This is a genomic window from Acidovorax sp. FJL06, assembly GCF_003852545.1.
Classification (GTDB): Bacteria; Pseudomonadota; Gammaproteobacteria; order Burkholderiales; family Burkholderiaceae_C; genus Acidovorax.
In genome coordinates this window covers 200190-214529 of sequence record NZ_QAJR01000003.1, presented here as the reverse complement: position 1 = coordinate 214529, position 14340 = coordinate 200190, and the positions used below count along the sequence as shown (strand labels likewise).

The 14340-nt window shown below is 62.8% G+C and carries 14 protein-coding genes and 2 tRNA genes; 8 read left to right on the top strand and 8 right to left on the bottom strand.

Annotated elements, in window-relative coordinates:
- Nucleotides 1-6 precede the first annotated feature (6 nt).
- The 3 genes from DBV10_RS02610 (at nucleotide 7) to DBV10_RS02600 (ending at nucleotide 1313) form a co-directional block, all read left to right on the top strand.
- Entirely contained in the window at nucleotides 7-618 is a 612-nt protein-coding gene (locus tag DBV10_RS02610; RefSeq protein WP_005794209.1) for a glutathione S-transferase N-terminal domain-containing protein, read from the top strand.
- 52 nt (nucleotides 619-670) lie between these two features.
- The gene (locus DBV10_RS02605) at nucleotides 671-1189 is read left to right on the top strand and encodes a ClpXP protease specificity-enhancing factor (RefSeq protein WP_124510332.1); all 519 of its coding nucleotides are present in this window, start codon (nucleotides 671-673) and stop codon (nucleotides 1187-1189) included.
- A gap of 48 nt (nucleotides 1190-1237) precedes the next feature.
- A tRNA-Thr gene (locus DBV10_RS02600) sits at nucleotides 1238-1313 on the top strand.
- 48 nt (nucleotides 1314-1361) lie between these two features.
- On the opposite strand, the gene DBV10_RS02595 is transcribed toward DBV10_RS02600, so the two are convergent.
- Complete coding sequence (locus DBV10_RS02595; protein ID WP_124510330.1) at nucleotides 1362-1661, bottom strand: hypothetical protein; 300 nt, start codon at nucleotides 1659-1661, stop codon at nucleotides 1362-1364.
- A 32-nt stretch (nucleotides 1662-1693) separates the two neighbouring features.
- On the opposite strand from DBV10_RS02595, the gene DBV10_RS02590 reads away from it, so the two are divergent.
- The 5 genes from DBV10_RS02590 (at nucleotide 1694) to DBV10_RS02570 (ending at nucleotide 8233) form a co-directional block, all read left to right on the top strand.
- Entirely contained in the window at nucleotides 1694-2656 is a 963-nt protein-coding gene (locus tag DBV10_RS02590) for a M23 family metallopeptidase (protein ID WP_124510327.1), read from the top strand.
- Nucleotides 2657-2792: 136 nt separating this feature from the next.
- Nucleotides 2793-5546, top strand: coding sequence for a preprotein translocase subunit SecA (gene secA, locus DBV10_RS02585; protein ID WP_124510325.1), 2754 nt, complete (start codon nucleotides 2793-2795; stop codon nucleotides 5544-5546).
- A 95-nt stretch (nucleotides 5547-5641) separates the two neighbouring features.
- Nucleotides 5642-6880, top strand: a complete 1239-nt coding sequence (argJ, locus tag DBV10_RS02580; RefSeq protein WP_124510323.1) for a bifunctional glutamate N-acetyltransferase/amino-acid acetyltransferase ArgJ — start codon at nucleotides 5642-5644, stop codon at nucleotides 6878-6880.
- A 62-nt stretch (nucleotides 6881-6942) separates the two neighbouring features.
- A complete protein-coding gene (locus DBV10_RS02575; protein ID WP_124510321.1) occupies nucleotides 6943-7815 on the top strand; it encodes an ATP-binding protein in 873 nt (290 codons plus the stop codon).
- Nucleotides 7793-8233 (top strand): NUDIX domain-containing protein, encoded by a 441-nt coding sequence (locus DBV10_RS02570; RefSeq protein ID WP_124510319.1) that lies wholly within the window; start codon nucleotides 7793-7795, stop codon nucleotides 8231-8233. The genes DBV10_RS02575 and DBV10_RS02570 overlap by 23 nt, the downstream gene beginning before the upstream one ends.
- 136 nt (nucleotides 8234-8369) lie before the next feature.
- On the opposite strand, the gene DBV10_RS02565 is transcribed toward DBV10_RS02570, so the two are convergent.
- The 7 genes from DBV10_RS02565 to DBV10_RS02535 all read right to left on the bottom strand — a co-directional run bounded on the left by DBV10_RS02565 (nucleotide 8370) and on the right by DBV10_RS02535 (nucleotide 14307).
- Nucleotides 8370-8588, bottom strand: a complete 219-nt coding sequence (locus DBV10_RS02565) for a DNA gyrase inhibitor YacG (protein ID WP_124510317.1) — start codon at nucleotides 8586-8588, stop codon at nucleotides 8370-8372.
- A gap of 75 nt (nucleotides 8589-8663) precedes the next feature.
- Entirely contained in the window at nucleotides 8664-9419 is a 756-nt protein-coding gene (gene zapD, locus DBV10_RS02560) for a cell division protein ZapD (RefSeq protein ID WP_124510315.1), read from the bottom strand.
- A gap of 193 nt (nucleotides 9420-9612) precedes the next feature.
- Entirely contained in the window at nucleotides 9613-10254 is a 642-nt protein-coding gene (coaE, locus tag DBV10_RS02555; RefSeq protein ID WP_233589779.1) for a dephospho-CoA kinase, read from the bottom strand.
- Nucleotides 10251-11123 carry an A24 family peptidase gene (locus tag DBV10_RS02550; protein ID WP_124510313.1) on the bottom strand — a complete coding sequence of 291 codons (873 nt, stop codon included), beginning with the start codon at nucleotides 11121-11123 and terminating at the stop codon, nucleotides 10251-10253. The genes coaE and DBV10_RS02550 overlap by 4 nt, the downstream gene beginning before the upstream one ends.
- Nucleotides 11123-12343, bottom strand: coding sequence for a type II secretion system F family protein (locus DBV10_RS02545; RefSeq protein WP_124510311.1), 1221 nt, complete (start codon nucleotides 12341-12343; stop codon nucleotides 11123-11125). Before DBV10_RS02545 ends, DBV10_RS02550 begins: the two co-directional genes overlap by 1 nt.
- 20 nt (nucleotides 12344-12363) lie before the next feature.
- Nucleotides 12364-14103, bottom strand: a complete 1740-nt coding sequence (pilB, locus tag DBV10_RS02540) for a type IV-A pilus assembly ATPase PilB (RefSeq protein WP_124510309.1) — start codon at nucleotides 14101-14103, stop codon at nucleotides 12364-12366.
- Nucleotides 14104-14230: 127 nt separating this feature from the next.
- A tRNA-Pro gene (locus tag DBV10_RS02535) sits at nucleotides 14231-14307 on the bottom strand.
- Between the last annotated feature and the right edge of the window lie 33 nt (nucleotides 14308-14340).

Below are 14340 nucleotides of genomic sequence, written 5' to 3'. Positions count from 1 at the left end.
CCCACCATGATGGTGCTTTACTCGGGTACGACCTGTCCCTTCTCCCACCGCTGCCGCTTTGTCCTGTTCGAAAAGGGCATGGACTTTGAAATCCGCGATGTGGACCTGTACAACAAGCCCGAAGACATCAGCGTGATGAACCCGTACGGCCAGGTGCCCATCCTGGTCGAGCGCGACCTGATCCTGTACGAATCGAACATCATCAACGAGTACATCGACGAGCGCTTCCCTCACCCCCAGCTGATGCCTGGCGACCCGGTGGACCGTGCCCGCGTGCGCCTGTTCCTGCTCAACTTCGAGAAGGAGCTGTTCGTGCATGTGAACACGCTCGAATCGCGTGCGACCAAGGGCAACGAGAAGGCGCTGGAGAAGGCCCGCGCCCATATCCGCGACCGTCTCACGCAACTGGCCCCGGTGTTCCTCAAGAACAAGTACATGCTGGGCGACAACTTCTCCATGCTGGACGTGGCCATTGCTCCGCTGCTGTGGCGCCTGGACTACTACGGCATCGACCTTTCCAAGAACGCAGCGCCGCTGCTCAAGTACGCCGAGCGCATCTTCTCGCGCCCGGCCTACATCGAGGCGCTGACGCCGTCCGAAAAGGTCATGCGCAAGTAATCTGCGGCCCGCCTCCTTTATTTTTTTACCCACGCAGCTGCCATCCATTGACATGACCGCACAGGAATCGACCTCCACGCGCCCCTACCTCATTCGTGCCTTGTACGAGTGGTGCACCGACAACGGGTTCACACCCTATGTCGCGGTGCGCGTGGACGATTCCGTGCAGGTACCGCGTGAGTATGTGAAGGACGGCGAGATCGTGCTGAACATCAGCTTTGATGCCACGAGCGCGCTGCAGCTGGGCAATGACTTCATCGAGTTCAAGGCCCGCTTCGGTGGCAAGCCCCGTGAGATCCTGGTGCCCGTGGGCCGGGTGATCGCGATCTATGCCCGTGAAAATGGCCAGGGCATGGCGTTTCCCCCTCCGGTGGATATGCTGACGGGTGGCGATGTCTCCCCCGTGCTGGCACAGGCGCCCGCACCTGTGGCAGCAGTTCCTGCGCCCTCGGACGACCGGGTGGTTCAGTTGGTAGGAAGCGAAGAGGGGGGCAAGGAAGACGGCGGTGATGCGCCCCGGCCGCCTCCCGCATCGGGCGGGGCGCGGCCTTCGCTCAAGCGCGTCAAATAGCGCTGTTTCAAAATTGGGGCGGCATTTACAGGATAAAATGCTGCCTTCGCCGGTTTAGCTCAGTTGGTAGAGCACCCGCCTTGTAAGCGGTAGGTCGTCAGTTCGATTCCGACAACCGGCACCATCCATTCTTCTTGCTTTCTTCTGCATTCCCTGGTTCTGGCGTTGACCGTCAGGTTTGAACTTTCAGGCGAATCGCGTTAACCTCCCACCCCCGGCTGCGCAAATGCGCCTGCAACGCAGGCAGCAGCTGGCGTATTTTTGCCGCCGCAGCATTGCTCTTGACCAGCAGGCACCAGCTGTCCCCGTCGATGGGGCCCGCCTGGATCGCTGGACGCAGGGTGGCGGGAATCAGCAACTCAATGGCCTTGAGCCGATCACGAGAGTCGCGTGTCAGCGCTGTGAGCCTGGCCAGCGTGGGAGATTCCGCGCTGGCTTGCTGCACGGTGACAGCGTGGTGGCGGCGATTCATGGTGTGGCGTCTTCGGGCGTGGGGAATTCGTAGTGCATTTGATTATCACGGACGCCCGGTTGGCGCGCAGCCGGGCCATCCATCTGTCTGGCACGCGTCTGTTCTTGGCGGGGCTGGCGGTGTCGCTGTGCCTCATGCTGGTGGCGGCGACTTTGTACCACTGGGTGTTCCTAAAGGGCGCGCGCGAAGGCTGGCCCATTGTCGGCTCTCTGGTGCGGCTGGTGGTCAAGGACGAGTTTGCGGAGCGCGACCGCTTCATGCGCGCCAACCTCGATGCCATGGCGCGCCGTGTGGGCGAGATGCAGGCCCGCATGGTGCAATTGGAATCTTTGGGGGACCGCGTTCTTGGACTGGCTGGCATGGCGCCGGGGGACATCCAGAAGACCGACGGGCGCGGCGGAGCGCTGGTGAGTGCGCACAACCTGTCCATGGAGGAGCTGCAAGCCACCCTCGACGAGCTGGAGCGCCTGACCAACCAGCGGGTGGACCTGATGACGGTGCTCGAATCCCGGCTGTTTGACCAGCACATCCGCAAGAAGATGGTGCCGACCCATGCACCCGTGACCGGGCGGGCTGCGGGGTCGGGATTTGGCTGGCGCCTGGACCCGATCACCGGCCAGTCGGCCTTGCACACCGGTCTGGACTTTCAGGCCGATACGGGGACGCCCATCCTGGCGGCAGCAGGGGGGGTGGTGGTGACGCAGGAGTACCACCCGGCCTACGGCAACATGATCGAGGTGGACCATGGCAACCAGTTGGTAACCCGCTATGCGCATGCTTCGCGTACCCTTGTGAAGCAAGGGGACATCGTGCGCCGGGGGCAGAAGATCGCCGAGATCGGCACCACGGGGCGGTCTACCGGGCCGCACCTGCACTTTGAAGTGCTGGTGCAGGGGGTTTTTCAAGACCCCCAGAAGTTCCTGAGCGCGGGGGGGGCGCCCGCCAATGCACAGGTGGCAGTCGCGCGGGGGGCTGCACCCGCACCGGGCAGGTAAAATCGCGGGTCCGGTGTTCATTGCCTGGGGCTGCAACGCTTGCAAACCTGGCCAAAGGACCCACCTGAACTCAATTCATCTTAGGGATTTCGGTCGCTTGGCGCGCTGATTGCAGCGGGCAAGCGGTCCTGTTCGCATGGCCACCAACTTCCTCACCAAAATATTCGGCAGCCGCAATGACCGGCTCCTCAAGCAGTACCGCAAGACGGTGTCCCGCATCAATGCGATGGAGCCTGAGTACGAGAAGCTGTCGGACGAGCAGCTCAAGGCCAAGACGCAGGAGTTCAAGGAGCGCGTGGCCAAGGGGGCGTCGCTGGACGACATCCTCCCCGAAGCCTTTGCGGTGGTCCGCGAAGGCTCCAAGCGCATCATGAAGATGCGCCATTTCGATGTGCAGATGCTGGGCGGCATGGCGCTGCATTACGGCAAGATTTCCGAAATGCGCACGGGCGAGGGCAAGACCCTCACGGCCACGCTGCCGGTGTACCTCAATGCCTTGTCGGGCAAGGGCGTGCACGTGGTGACGGTGAACGATTACCTCGCCAACCGCGATGCGCAGTGGATGGGGCGCCTGTACAACTTCCTGGGCCTCACGGTGGGCATCAACCTGCCCAACATGCCGCGCGAGCAAAAGCAGGAGGCCTACCGCGCCGACATCACCTACGGCACGAACAACGAGTACGGTTTTGACTACCTGCGCGACAACATGGTCTATGAGGCCGCCGACCGCGTGCAGCAAGGCCTGAACTTCGCCATCGTGGACGAGGTGGACTCCATCCTGATTGACGAGGCGCGCACGCCCCTGATCATCAGCGGCCAGGCCGAAGACCACACCGCTACCTATATCGCCATGAACAAGGTGGTGCCCCTGCTGGTGCGCCAGGAAGGCGAAGCCGACCCGCGCACGGGCGAGGGCGTGACCAAGCCCGGTGACTTCACCGTGGACGAAAAGAGCCACCAGGTGTTCCTGACCGAGCAAGGCCACGAGACCGCCGAGCGTGTGCTGGCCAGCCATGGCCTGATCGCCGAAGGCGCCTCGGTCTACGACCCGGCCAACATCACGCTGATGCACCACCTGTATGCGGCACTGCGGGCCAACCACCTGTACCACCGCGACCAGCACTACGTGGTGCAAAACGGCGAGATCGTCATCGTGGACGAGTTCACCGGCCGCCTGATGTCGGGCCGCCGCTGGAGCGAAGGCCTGCACCAGGCCGTGGAAGCCAAGGAAGGCGTGAACATCCAGGCCGAGAACCAGACGCTGGCCTCGATCACCTTCCAGAACTATTTCCGCCTGTACAACAAGCTCGCGGGCATGACCGGCACGGCCGATACCGAGGCCTACGAGTTCCAGGAAATCTACGGCCTGGAAACCACCGTCATTCCGCCCAACCGCCCCAGCAAGCGCGACGACCAGCTCGACCGCGTGTACAAGACCACGCGCGAGAAGTACGAAGCCGCCATCAAGGACATCCGCGAATGCCACGAGCGCGGCCAGCCCGTGCTGGTGGGCACCACGTCGATCGAGAACTCCGAAATCATTGACCAGCTGCTGAACAAGGAAGGCCTGGCGCACCAGGTGCTGAACGCCAAGCAGCACGCCCGCGAAGCGGACATCGTGGCCCAGGCCGGCCGTGCCGGCATGATCACCATCGCCACCAACATGGCGGGCCGCGGCACCGACATCGTGCTGGGCGGCAACATCGAGAAGGATGTGGCGGCCATCGAGACCGATGAGTCCCTGTCCGAATCCGAGCGCGCCGCCAAGGTGGCTGCACTGCGCGAGCAGTGGAAGGTGGACCACGAGAAGGTCAAGGCCCTGGGCGGCCTGCGCATCATCGCCACCGAACGCCATGAGTCGCGCCGCATCGACAACCAGCTGCGTGGCCGTTCGGGCCGCCAGGGCGACCCCGGCTCCTCGCGCTTTTACCTGAGCCTGGACGATTCGTTGATGCGCATCTTCGCGGGCGACCGCGTCAAGGCCATCATGGACCGCCTGAAGATGCCCGATGGCGAGGCCATCGAAGCGGGCATCGTGACCCGCAGCATCGAGTCGGCCCAGCGCAAGGTGGAGGCCCGCAACTTCGACATCCGCAAGCAATTGCTGGAGTACGACGATGTGGCCAATGACCAGCGCAAGGTGATCTACCAGCAGCGCAACGACATCCTGGACGCCTCCGACCTGTCGGATGTGATCGCCGCGATGCGCGAGGACTGCATGACCGACCTGGTGCGCCAGTACGTGCCTGCCGAATCAGTGGAAGAGCAGTGGGACCTGCCCGCGCTGGAAAAGGCGCTGGCCGAAGAATGGCAAATCTCCCTGGCGCTGCAGCAGGAAGTGCAAGGCGCGAGCAGCGTCACCGACGACGAGATCCTGGACAAGGTGCTGCAGGCAGTGAACGCCTCTTTTGACGCGAAGGTGGAGCAGGTGGGCCGCGACAACTTCACGCAGTTCGAGCGTGTGGTGCTGCTGCAAAACTTTGACTCCAACTGGCGCGACCACCTCTCCGCGCTGGACTACCTGCGCCAGGGCATCCACCTGCGTGGCTATGCGCAAAAGCAGCCCAAGCAGGAGTACAAGCGCGAAGCCTTCGAGCTGTTCCGCCAGCTGATCGACCAGGTCAAGAACGAGGTCACCAAGATCCTCATGACCGTGCAGATCCAGTCGCAGGCCCAGCTGGACCAGGCCGCGCAGGACATGGAAAGCCGTGCCGAGAGCATTGCCAACGTGACCTACACCGCCCCCACCGAAACGGGCGAGGTGGAGACCACGGTCGATGCACAGACGGTGGGCCAGGCCCTGCCCGAAGGCATCCGCGTGGGCCGCAATGACCCCTGCCCCTGCGGCAGTGGCAAGAAGTACAAGCAGTGCCACGGCAAGCTGGCCTGATCTTCTGATGCACACAACACGGGCTTCGGCCCGTGTTTTCATTGGCGCGCCACGGTTTTCCGGATAATCGCCCCAGTTTTTTGAGAAAGACCCCCATGCCCGTCAATCTAGTCGCCCCTGTTGCTGCCGATCTGCACCCGATTGCCGGCGTTCGGATTGGTGTTGCCGAAGCCGGTGTCCGCAAGGCCCACCGCAAGGACCTCACCGTGTTCCTGCTGGACGAAGGCGCCAGCGTGGCCGGTGTGTTCACCCAGAACCGTTTCTGCGCCGCACCGGTGCAGATCAGCCGCGAACACCTGGCCCAGCAGGCAGGGGGCCGGCCGATCCGCGCCATGGTCATCAACACCGGCAACGCCAATGCGGGCACGGGCGCCGATGGCCTGGCGCGTGCGCGGTCCACCTGCGTTGCGCTCGCACGCCAGCTGGGCGTGGCGCCCGAGCAGATTCTGCCGTTCTCCACCGGCGTGATCATGGAGCCGCTGCCCCATGACCGCATCGAGGCCGGCCTGCCTGCTGCGATTGCCGATGCGCAGCCTGGCCACTGGGCCCGCGCCGCCGAAGGCATCATGACCACCGACACCCTGCCCAAGGCCTTCTCGGCGCGGGCGCAGATCGGCGGCGCCACGGTGTCCATCACCGGCATCAGCAAGGGCGCGGGCATGATCCGCCCCAACATGGCCACCATGCTGGGCTTTCTGGCCACCGACGCCTGCGTGGCGCCCGCCGTGATGCAGCAGCTGGCGCGTGAGCTGGCCGATGGCTCCTTCAACCGCGTGACCATCGACGGCGACACCTCGACCAACGACTCCTTTGTGGTGGTTGCCACCAACAAGGCCGCGCACGCGTCCATCACCTCGCTGGAGAGCAGCGAGGGCCAGCAGCTGAAGGCAGCGATGCTGGCGGTGTCGCAGAAGCTCGCCCAGGCCATCGTGCGCGACGGCGAAGGCGCCACCAAGTTCATCACGGTGCGGGTGGAAGGCGGCAAAACGGGCGAGGAGTGCCGCAAGGTGGCCTATGCCATCGCGCATTCACCCCTGGTCAAAACGGCCTTTTTTGCCAGTGACCCCAACCTGGGCCGCATCCTGGCAGCCGTGGGCTATGCGGGCATCGACGACCTGGACCAGACCGGCATCGATCTGTACCTGGACGACGTGCATGTGGCCGTGCAAGGCGGCCGCAACCCCGCCTACCGCGAGGAAGACGGCCAGCGCGTGATGAAACAGGCCGAGATCACCGTGCGCGTGCTGCTGGGCCGTGGCAATGCCGTGGACACGGTGTGGACCTGCGACTTCAGCCACGAATACGTGACGATCAACGCGGACTACCGCTCTTGATTGATTGAAAACTCCTGATTTGATAGCTGCTGGCGCTTGATGGACGTGCGCCAGGTGCCAAAATGAACCAAAAATTCGAACACCTGATCGAGCGCGCCGAGCAGCTCATCGCCCGCATCGAATCCGTGCTGCCGCAGCCCCTGGGCGCGCCGGATTGGTCGGCCTCCATTGCCTGGCGCTACCGCAAGCGCAGCAGCGGCCACGGCACCCTGGAGCCGGTGCGCCATGTGGCCGCGATGGCACTGGCCGACCTCAAGGAAATCGATCCCCAAAAGGAAAAGATCGAGCGCAACACGCAGCAATTCGTGCGGGGCTTGCCCGCCAACAACGTGCTGTTGACCGGCGCGCGCGGCACCGGCAAGTCCTCGCTCATCAAGGCCTGCCTGAACGCCTACGCGGCGCAGGGCCTGCGCCTGATCGAGGTGGACAAGGCGGACCTGACCGATCTGCCCGACATCGTGGACGTGGTGTCTGCGCGCCCCGAGAAATTCATCGTCTTTTGCGACGACCTGAGCTTTGAAGACGGCGAGCCTGGCTACAAGGCGCTCAAGTCCATTCTGGACGGTTCGGTGGCCGCTGCCACGCCCAATGTGCTGATCTACGCCACCAGCAACCGGCGCCACCTGCTGCCGGAGTACATGAAGGAAAACCTGAGCTACACCCACACCGAGGATGGCGAGGTCCATCCGGGTGAGGTGGTGGAAGAAAAGATCTCCCTGTCGGAACGCTTTGGCCTGTGGGTGAGCTTCTATCCGTTCAGCCAGGAGGAGTACCTGACCATCACGGCACAGTGGCTGTCGTCGCTGGGCGTGCCGGCCGCTGCCATTGCGGCGGCCCGGCCCGAAGCGCTGGTCTGGGCGCTGGAGCGTGGCTCGCGCAGCGGCCGCGTGGCCTACCAGTTTGCGCGCGACTATGCGGGGCGCCACAGTGGCTGAAACAACGCGCAAACACACCGAGGTGGCCGTGGGCATTCTGCTGCGCGGCGATGGCGCGATGCTGCTGTCCACCCGCCCGCCCGGCAAGCCCTATGCGGGCTACTGGGAGTTTCCGGGCGGCAAGCTGGAGGCGGGCGAGACCGTGGAAGAGGCGCTGCGCCGGGAGCTGATCGAAGAGCTGGGCGTGACCATTGGGGCTGCCAGCGTCTGGAAGGTCACGGAGCACGACTATCCCCATGCCCTGGTGCGCCTGCACTGGTGCAAGGTGGGGGCCTGGACGGGCGAGTTCGAGATGCGCGAGGGCCAGCAAATGGTCTGGCAGCAGATGCCGTTGACGGTTACCCCCGTGCTGCCCGGCGCCTACCCGGTGCTGCAATGGCTGGCCGAGGAGCGGGGCCTGGAGTTCAGTCCCGAGTGAAACCGAGCCACTGCGCACGCAGGCCGTGTGTGCGTTCGGTGGTCATTGTTTGCTACTTGTTTAATAGCTTGTAGGGCTTTCCAGTAGGGCGCTGGCGGCCATTTTCTGTCTCGATTGTGTCCGCCCCGTGGTCGCCTCAGTGCTGCAGGCGCGGATCGCCATACTGGGCTTCCGCAGGTGGGGCTTCGGCGGGCATGCGAAAGTCCTCGCTGGCCCAGGCACCGAGATCGACCTGCTTGCAACGTTCGCTGCAAAAAGGGCGGTAGGCATTGGCGGGGCTGTAGACGCTGTCGCCGCCACAGCAGGGGCAGACCACGGTGCGTGCGAAGGGGGCAGAGGATGGAGGGCGGGTCATGCTAGTGGGTGACTCAGTGGCGTCTTCGCCAGTCAGCTTCGTGGCGTGCTCAATGAAAGAATCCGGACTCAGGCGTCAGGCGCACAGCGTGAGTTCAAACGCCGCATCCTCGTTGCAGGCGTGCAGGCGGCCATCTCCTTCCAGTCGCATGAGCCGCACCGAAACAATCAGGCGGTTGCCGCTGATCTCGGGGATCAGGTTCAGGGCGGGGTCGATGCGCAGCCGCAGCAGCTGGAACGTGCGGCCTTGCGGCAGGTTCTGCTGGAACTGGCCGCGCTCGGCGGCCACTTTCTGGGGAACACCTGAATCGCGCAACAGCTTGAGCAGCACGTAGATCGATTCGGCCAGTGGCGCGAGCGTGGACGCCCATTGCTCCAGGGCCTGCTGCCGGACATCGGGGGCGTGGTGCTGCCACGCATAGTAGGCCGGCAGATCGAACCCGCAGGTGCCGCCTGGGATGCCGATGCGGCTGCGGATGCTCATCAGCCAGTCGTTTTCCGTCAGCGCGTGGCCTGATTTCCCGGTTTGGGCATTGAGCGCGGCAAAGCACCGGTCGAGCTGCGCGATCACGGCATCCAGCGCCGCCTCCGAGATGGAGGGGTTGCCGCGGTAGCCGTCGAGTTGGTGCTTGTGTTTTTCGATGTCCTTGAGCACATCCGACTTCAGGTCGGCCCGGGCGGCCACATCCATGATCTCGAAAATCGTGACCAGCGCGAAGTGGTGGTCCAGCGCATGGGCGCGGGGGATCAGCTCCCCCAACCGGCGGAACAACTGCTCAAGCCGCAGATAGGTTCTGAGACGCTCGTTAAAGGGGTATTCGTAGAGAATCACGCTGGCGGGTTCCTGGGGGCTCTTGGAGGCTGTTTGAAAAGTCGGCGCGAGGCGCATTGCGGCGGGATGCGTGGGGATGCAAGGCGCAAACCGCAGCCGGGCTGGTGGCCCGGCAAGGATTTGCAGCGCCGCAGACCCGCGTATCCCGCCGTGATCACGCCCGCGTCCGACTTTTGAAACAGCCTCTTATGCATCATAGCCCGAACAACGCGGCTGCCTGCCGCACCTGGGCCTGCAATTGGGGCAGCGTGCAGCCGGGCCCATTGGTGATCACGACATCGGCCACCGCCCGGCGCGCACGGCGGGTGGCTTGCGATGCGATGATGCTCTGCACCCCCTCGGGGGCGAGGCCGCTGCGCTGCACGACCCGCTCGATCTGTGTCTCGACCGGGCAATCCACCACCACCACAGCGTCTAGTTGGCGCGCCCACCGGCCGGATTCCGTCAGCAGTGGAATGTCGTGCACGATCATGCGGGAGCCGGCGGCGATGGCGTGTTGCGTCTGCAGATGGCTGTGGTGGGCCACCAGCGGATGCACGATGGCCTCCAGCCGCGCGCGGACCTCGGGCCGGCTGAAGGCCAGCTCGCGCATCCGGGCGCGGTCCAGGGCGCCGAAGGCGTCAACGAGCGCGTCGCCAAATGCGCTGCGGATGGCCTCCATCGCATCCCCCTGGGGGCCGGTGACGTTGCGTGCGATCTGGTCGGCGTCGATCAAGGTGGCTCCCAGCGACACGAACATGCCGCCGACGGTGCTCTTGCCGCTGCCAATGCCGCCGGTCAGGCCCAGGCGCAGCGGGCGCCCCGGAGGCTGCAGGGTGGAAGGGGTGGTACTCACAGTCCCAGGAGCTTCAGTACCGTGCCCAAGATGGCATTGGGGCCGAACACCATGGCCGTGAAGCCCGCACCCACGAGAAAGGGGCCAAAAGGGATGTAACCCCCTTCACGCAGGCTGCTGAAGATCTTCATCGCGATGCCGACGAGGGCACCAATGACCGATGACATCAGAATGATGGGCACCAGCGCTTGCCAGCCAAACCAGGCGCCCAGCGCGGCGAACAGCTTGAAGTCGCCGTATCCCATGCCCTCCTTGCCTGTGGCCAGCTTGAAACCCCAGTAGACCAGCCACAAAGACAGATAGCCCGCTGCTGCGCCCACCACGGACGCATGGAGCGGCACGTCGATCCATTGCATCGCTGCAGACAGCAAGCCCGCCCACAGCAGGGGCAGGGTGATGTCGTCCGGCAGCAGCGTGGTGTCCCAGTCGATCAGGGCCAGTGCCACGAGTGCGGCGGAAAACCCGCACCAGGCAATGCCGGCGGGAGTCACGCCCCAGCGATAGATGCAGAAGAAAAACAAGGCGCCCGTTGCGAGTTCGACCAGCGGGTAGCGGGCGCTGATGCGTACCTTGCAGGCCGAGCAGCGGCCCCGCAGAAAGAGATAGCTCAATACCGGAACATTCTCATACCACTGCACGGCATGCCCGCAGGCTGGGCAGCGTGAGCGGGGGGTCATCAGGTTGAAAGGCGCCTGGGTGTCTCCCGGGGGCTCCTTGCCTTGCTTCTCCGCCTCCAGCTGGGCCAGTTCCGCAGCCCATTGCCGCTCCATCATCTTGGGAAGTCGGTAGATGACCACGTTCAAAAAGCTGCCAAGCAGCAATCCCACCACGCCGCCAAAAGCGGCGTCCCACCACAGGTCCAGCACCATTACACGACCTGACCGAGTTTGAAGATGGGGAGGTACATGGAGACGACGATGCCGCCGATCAGCGTGCCCAGGAACACAATGATGATGGGCTCCATCAGGCTGGACAGGCCCGCCACCATGTCATCCACTTCGGCTTCGTAAAAATCGGCTGCCTTGCCAAGCATGTGGTCAATGGAGCCCGACTCTTCCCCAATGGCGCACATCTGCAGCACCATGGACGGAAAGACGTTGGCATTGCCCATGGCAGCGGTCAGGCTGGTGCCGGTGGACACTTCCTGCTGGATTTTGTCGGTGGCCAGGGAGTACACGGAATTGCCAGCGGCCCCGCCGACCGAGTCCAGCGCTTCCACCAGGGGAACCCCTGCTGCAAACATGGTGGACAAGGTCCGGGTCCAGCGTGCAACGCAGGACTTGTCGATCAAGGCGCCAAAGACAGGCATCCGCAGCAGAAGGCGGTCCATGAACATCTGCATTTTTTCATTGCGGCGCCAGGCCTGCATGAAGAAGAAGAATCCACCGCCCAGGACGCCGAAAATCAGCCACCACCATTTGACGAAAATCTCGCTCACTGCCATCACGAAGAGTGTCGGGGCGGGCAGATCGGCGCCAAATGAGGTGAACACCTCCTTGAAGGCCGGGATCACGAAAATCATGATCACGGTCACCACCACAAACGCGACGATGACGACGGAAATGGGGTACATCAAGGCAGATTTGATCTTGGACTTGATGGCCTCGGTTTTCTCCATGTAGGTGGCGAGCCGGTCCAGCAGGGCTTCCAGAATACCTGCGGCTTCACCGGCCTCCACCAGATTGCAGTAGAGGCTGTCAAAGTACATGGGGTACTTGCGGAATGCGCCATTCAACGATGTTCCGGTTTCAATGTCCGAGCGAACGTCGTTGAGCAGTTTGGTGACACTGGCGTTGGTATTCCCTCGGCCCACAATATCAAAGGCTTGCAGCAGGGGCACGCCCGCCTTCATCATGGTCGCCAGTTGCCGCGTGAACAGGGCGATGTCTTTGGGCTTGATTTTCTTGCCCGAGCGCATCCGGCGCTTTTTGATCTTTGTCGGAAAAACGCCCTGGCGGCGCAAGGTGGCCTGGACCTGATTCTCACCCACGGCGCGGATTTCACCCCGAATAATTTTTCCATGGCGATCCTTGCCTTCCCACTCGAAGACAAAGTCCTTGATATCTCTTTTTGATGCTACGGTCGCCATACTGCCCTCGTCAGTGGATGCTATTCATTGGTAACGGCCAGGACTTCCTCCAGGGACGTCAGGCCGAGTTTGGCTTTATAGAGACCAGACTCCCGCAGCGAGCGCACACCCTCGGCCCGCGCTTGTTCTGCGATTTCCAGGGCGCTTCCGTCACGAAGGATGATGCGCTGAATGTCCTCGGACACCGGCATGACCTGATAAATGCCCAGCCGGCCCTTGTAGCCGTTGTTGCAGGCGGAGCAGCCGACGGGGCGGTAGGTCACCCACGAACCGTCAAGATCATGCTCCTTGTAGCCGGCGTCCACCAGTGCTTCATGGGGGATGTCGGCGGGGGCCTTGCAGGCCGGGCACAGCCTGCGCGCAAGCCGCTGCGCGGTGATCAGGATCACGCTGGATGCAATATTGAAGGGTGCAATGCCCATGTTGCGCATCCGCGTGAGGGTCGTGGGCGCATCGTTCGTGTGCAGGGTGGACAGCACCAAGTGGCCGGTCTGTGCGGCCTTGATCGAGATGTCGGCGGTTTCCAGATCCCGGATTTCCCCGACCATGATGATGTCCGGGTCCTGCCGCAGGAAGGACTTGAGCGCGACCGCAAATGTCAGCCCCGCCTTTTCATTGACGTTGACCTGATTGACGCCGGGCAGGTTGATTTCAGAAGGATCTTCCGCGGTCGCAATATTGACACCGGGCTTGTTCAGGAGATTAAGGCAGGTATACAGCGACACGGTTTTCCCGGAGCCGGTCGGTCCTGTCACCAAAATCATGCCATAGGGGCGGCCAATCGCCTGGAGGAGTCGTTCCTTTTCCACGGGCTCATAACCCAGGGCATCAATGCCGAGCTTGGCGCTGCTGGGGTCAAGGATACGGATCACGATCTTTTCGCCAAACAAGGTGGGCAATGTGCTGACCCGGAAGTCGATCACCCGGTCGGGGCCCACTTTCAGCTTCATGCGGCCATCTTGTGGAACGCGTTTCTCCGAAATATCCAGGCGCGAAATCACCTTGATCCGCGATGCGAGTTTGTCCTTGATGGCGATGGGGGGGGAGGCTATTTCGCGCAACTCTCCGTCAACGCGAAAGCGGACGCGGTACTGGTGCTCGTAGGGCTCAAAATGCAAATCGGATGCCCGCATGTTGAAGGCATCCAAAAGCATTTTGTGCAGGAATTTGACGATGGGGGCATCTTCAACTTCGGTGACGCCGGTGTCTGCTTCATCGGGCGCTTCCTCGATGGAAACATCATCGAACTCAAAATCGCCGCCACCGCTCACCAGCGTATCCATGGATTCGCTGGCTGATTTGGTGGTGGTTTCTACCAGGCGGCTTAGTTTGTCATATTCCGCAATAATCCAATCCACCCCCATCTGGGTGGTGAATTTGATTTTTTCTGCGGCTTCCTGGTCTGTGGGATCTGCCGTTGCGACGATTAATCGGTTGTTGCGCTTGCTGAGCACAACAACCCGGTAGGCCTGGCATATTTTCCCGTCCAGCAGTTCCTTGGGAAGGCGCAGTGGGTCAATCGCGTCCAGGTCGAGCAGTGGTGCGCCAAATACGGCAGATACGGTGTGGGCCAAATCAGCCGCAGATACCGCCCCCGAACCTGTCAATTCGGCAATAAAGCTGGTCCGGCTGATTTGTGATTTTTTGTAAATGTCCTCGGCTGACTTTTGGGTCAGTTTGCCAGCAGACATCAAGGCCCGACCCAGTCCGGGGAGGGCGACTGCAGAGGCTTCTTTGGGGACAGTATCAACAGCGGCCATGTAACCGGTAATGTGTTAGGTGTGGAAAAGAAACCATCCTATCATCACCGATCGCGCGGAGGGTGTACAGCGCTGGATATTGGTAACTGCGCCACAGGCGGCGCAAATGTGTGGGGCGATTGGTTTATGGTCGGGGTGAGAGGATTCGAACCTCCGGCCTCTACGTCCCGAACGTAGCGCTCTACCAGGCTAAGCTACACCCCGTTGATTGCATAGCACCCGTGTGCGGTCCTAATG

Excerpts from the sequence above, each read along its gene's own strand:
- DBV10_RS02570 (WP_124510319.1), top strand. The coding sequence starts at position 7,793 with ATGCGGGGCGCCACAGTGGCTGAAACAACGCGCAAACACACCGAGGTG.
- pilB (WP_124510309.1), bottom strand. The coding sequence starts at position 14,103 with ATGGCCGCTGTTGATACTGTCCCCAAAGAAGCCTCTGCAGTCGCCCTC.
- DBV10_RS02565 (WP_124510317.1), bottom strand. The coding sequence starts at position 8,588 with ATGACCCGCCCTCCATCCTCTGCCCCCTTCGCACGCACCGTGGTCTGC.
- DBV10_RS02605 (WP_124510332.1), top strand. The coding sequence starts at position 671 with ATGACCGCACAGGAATCGACCTCCACGCGCCCCTACCTCATTCGTGCC.
- DBV10_RS02610 (WP_005794209.1), top strand. The coding sequence starts at position 7 with ATGATGGTGCTTTACTCGGGTACGACCTGTCCCTTCTCCCACCGCTGC.
- DBV10_RS02595 (WP_124510330.1), bottom strand. The coding sequence starts at position 1,661 with ATGAATCGCCGCCACCACGCTGTCACCGTGCAGCAAGCCAGCGCGGAA.
- secA (WP_124510325.1), top strand. The coding sequence starts at position 2,793 with ATGGCCACCAACTTCCTCACCAAAATATTCGGCAGCCGCAATGACCGG.
- DBV10_RS02575 (WP_124510321.1), top strand. The coding sequence starts at position 6,943 with ATGAACCAAAAATTCGAACACCTGATCGAGCGCGCCGAGCAGCTCATC.
- argJ (WP_124510323.1), top strand. The coding sequence starts at position 5,642 with ATGCCCGTCAATCTAGTCGCCCCTGTTGCTGCCGATCTGCACCCGATT.
- DBV10_RS02545 (WP_124510311.1), bottom strand. The coding sequence starts at position 12,343 with ATGGCGACCGTAGCATCAAAAAGAGATATCAAGGACTTTGTCTTCGAG.
- DBV10_RS02550 (WP_124510313.1), bottom strand. The coding sequence starts at position 11,123 with ATGGTGCTGGACCTGTGGTGGGACGCCGCTTTTGGCGGCGTGGTGGGA.